Source organism: Mesorhizobium sp. M7A.F.Ca.CA.001.08.2.1 (genome assembly GCF_003998455.1).
Lineage (GTDB): Bacteria > Pseudomonadota > Alphaproteobacteria > Rhizobiales > Rhizobiaceae > Mesorhizobium > Mesorhizobium ciceri.
In genome coordinates this window covers 1-2,845 of record NZ_RZPW01000766.1, presented here as the reverse complement: position 1 = coordinate 2,845, position 2,845 = coordinate 1, and the positions used below count along the sequence as shown (strand labels likewise).

Here is a 2,845-nt window from a genome sequence, read left to right as displayed (position 1 = left end):
GGCCGCCGGCGCCATCCCCGGCATCAAGGTCGATGCCGGCGCCAAGCCGCTGGCCAGGTTTCCCGGCGACACCGTCACCGAAGGCCTCGATGGCCTGCGCGAACGGCTTGCCGACTACTACAAGCTCGGCGCCCGCTTCGCCAAATGGCGCGCGGTGATCGACATCGATATCGCCAAGGGTGTCCCTTCGGCGACCTCGATCGGCTCCAACGCTCATGCGCTCGCCCGCTATGCCGCCCTCTGCCAGGAAGCCGGCATCGTGCCGATCGTCGAACCGGAGGTGCTGATGGACGGCGCCCACGACATCGACACTTGTTACGACATTTCGAAGGCAACGCTGATCAAGCTCTATGACGAGCTCCATGCGGCGCGCGTCGTGCTGGAAGGCACCATCCTGAAGCCCAACATGGTGCTGGCCGGCAGGAAATCGGGCAAGGTGAGCAGCCCCGAAGAAGTCGCCGAAAAGACCATAAAGCTGTTCCGCGAGACAGTGCCGGCAGCGGTGCCGGGCATCGCCTTCCTTTCCGGCGGCCAGGAAGACGAAGAGGCGACCGCCAATCTCAACGCCATCAACGCCATCGGGCCGCACCCGTGGAAGCTGACCTTCTCCTATGGTCGCGCGCTGCAGGCCGCGCCACAGAAAGCCTGGAGCGGCAAAGCCTCGAACGTTGCCGCCGGCCAGGCCGCCTTCACCCATCGCGCCCACATGAACCATCTGGCAGCGCTCGGAAAATGGAAGGCGAGCCTGGAACAGGCCGCCTGATCACAGTCCTTTCTTCCTCCTTCGAACCCGGGCCGATGCGCCCGGGTTTTTTGTTTGTGACTTGCAGGGCTTGGGGCGGAGCCTCTCCGTCCTTATTTCCTCTCCGGCGATGTCGGGTTGCGCCCATCCCCAACGTCCTTGGGATGACATTCAGGGAGAGGTTCATGCATCGCAACAAGATCGTTTCGCGCGAAGACTGGTTTCAGGCGCACAAGGCACATCTGGCGCGCGAGAAGGAACTGACGCGGTTTCGCGAGCGGATCGCCGCGGAACGGCGTGAACTGCCCTGGCTGAAGATCAGGAAAGACTATGTCTTCGAGACCGAACAAGGGCCAAACAGACTGACCGACCTGTTTGGCACTAACAGCCAGCTGATCGTCTATCACTTCATGTTCGGGCCGGGCTGCACCCATCATTGCGAGGGCTGCTCATTCCTTGCCGACCATATCGACGGCGCCAATCAGCATCTGCGGCATCACGACGTGTCGCTGGTCGTGGTTTCGCGCGCTCCACTGGCGGAACTTCTGCCTTACAAGCAGCGCATGGGCTGGAAGTTCGACTGGGTGTCGTCCTATGCCTCGGATTTCAACTTCGACATGCAGGTCTCCTTCACCGACAAGCAGATCGCCGCCGGCTGCACCACCTACAATTTCGAGACCCGTCCACGGACATCGAAGGAGCTTCCCGGCACCAGCGTCTTCTACAGGGACGAGACCGGCGACATCTTCCTCACCTTCATGTCGCGCGCCCGCGGCGGCGAGGCGCAGATCGGCGCCTACGACTATCTCGACATGACGCCGAAGGGCCGCAACGAGAACGGCCCCTATCACGGCCTGATGGATTGGGTGCGGCTGCACGATGAATATCAGGGCAAGCAGGCGGGGCAGGCGAGTTGCTGCGATTGAAGATCGTTCCCGTCGGCCAAAACATGCGCTAAGGCTGCCGCTGATCGTTTAACGGTACTGCCATGCGCTTCCCGGCCCTACTCTCCTGGCTCGCCTTCCCGGTCTATATCTGGCAAGGCCTCGGCGTGCGACGCCGCACCACGCGCATGCTGCCGGCGCAAGGGCCGGTCATGCACGAAATATCAGGCGCAGCACCGGCAATCTCGCTTCTGGTGCTGGGCGATTCCTCCGCCGCTTCGGTCGGCATCGGCAATTCGGAAGACGGGCTTGCCGCGCAACTCGCCGTGCTGATTTCACAAAGCACCGGCCGCGCCGTGCGCTGGCGGGCGGCCGGCTTCAATTCGGCAACGTCGGGCCAGATCCGCGACCATGTGCTGCCCAATCTGTCGGCCGATCCGTGGACGCATATCGTGCTGGCCATCGGCACCAACGACACCAAGAATTTTCACTCCGTGCCGCGCTTCAAGAAGGAGTTCGGTGGCCTGCTCTACGGCCTGCGCGCCAAATGGCCGGAAGCGCGCGTGGTGTGGTCGCCGGTGCTGGAGTTCACGCGGGCGCCAGCCATGCCGCCGCTGCTCGGAAAGATCCTTGAGATCCGCGCCACCGACATGAACCGGATGGGCGAACGCCTTTGCCTGGAGCGCGGCGCGGTGCCGGCGTCGCGCCTGCCGATCACCAATCCGGAAGCCGGCTTTGCCTCGGACGGCTTTCACGCCTCGGAAGCAGGCTACCGGGCCTGGGCCGAGCATCTGGTCGGCCCGGTGCTTGGCAATTGAGCAGCGACGACAAGTGCCGTCCTACGTCAAATGCCCGAGCACGGCCGCCAGTGAAATCGCGGCCATGGCGAGCAGTGCCAGCTTCCAGAAATCACCGCGTCGCTTGAGGCCTGGCCAGCCAAGCGGCTTGATCAGTTGAATGACCATGAAACCGACGATGACAAGGGCGAGGAATTTCGTCATGCCGCCTTTGACCAGCAACGCGCCCGGCTGTCAAAGCACGTCGTTCATTGCCTGAGAAAGAACGGACGCCGAGATCCCGAACCGGAATGCGGCGCCCTTTGACCGGCAAACGATCTACTTCAGCGGCTTGAGGCCGGCCTCGATCGAAGCGCGCTTCGGTTCGAGGAATGGCGGCAGGGCGAGGCTTTCCCCCAGCGTCTCCAGCGGCTCGTCGGCGG

At 63.3% G+C, this 2,845-nt stretch carries 4 protein-coding genes and 1 pseudogene; 3 read left to right on the top strand and 2 right to left on the bottom strand.

All coding sequences use genetic code 11. The features are described 5' to 3' along the window. The 3 genes from EN914_RS30475 to EN914_RS30465 all read left to right on the top strand — a co-directional run. Nucleotides 1-763: class I fructose-bisphosphate aldolase (locus tag EN914_RS30475; protein WP_127389481.1), on the top strand; the 763-nt coding region annotated here is incomplete at its 5' end. Between the two features lie 164 nt (nucleotides 764-927). Next, entirely contained in the window at nucleotides 928-1,668 is a 741-nt protein-coding gene (locus tag EN914_RS30470) for a thioredoxin family protein (RefSeq protein WP_013529245.1), read from the top strand. A gap of 62 nt (nucleotides 1,669-1,730) precedes the next feature. Beyond that, nucleotides 1,731-2,444 carry an SGNH/GDSL hydrolase family protein gene (locus EN914_RS30465; RefSeq protein WP_024502994.1) on the top strand — a complete coding sequence of 238 codons (714 nt, stop codon included), beginning with the start codon at nucleotides 1,731-1,733 and terminating at the stop codon, nucleotides 2,442-2,444. Nucleotides 2,445-2,465: 21 nt separating this feature from the next. Here EN914_RS30465 and EN914_RS30460 read toward each other — a convergent pair whose 3' ends face one another. Together EN914_RS30460 and EN914_RS39480 are read right to left on the bottom strand one after the other, a co-directional pair. Further along, nucleotides 2,466-2,627, bottom strand: coding sequence for a hypothetical protein (locus EN914_RS30460; RefSeq protein WP_023810961.1), 162 nt, complete (start codon nucleotides 2,625-2,627; stop codon nucleotides 2,466-2,468). A gap of 114 nt (nucleotides 2,628-2,741) precedes the next feature. Next, nucleotides 2,742-2,845 (bottom strand): annotated as a pseudogene (locus EN914_RS39480) (ring-cleaving dioxygenase); the annotation flags it as partial.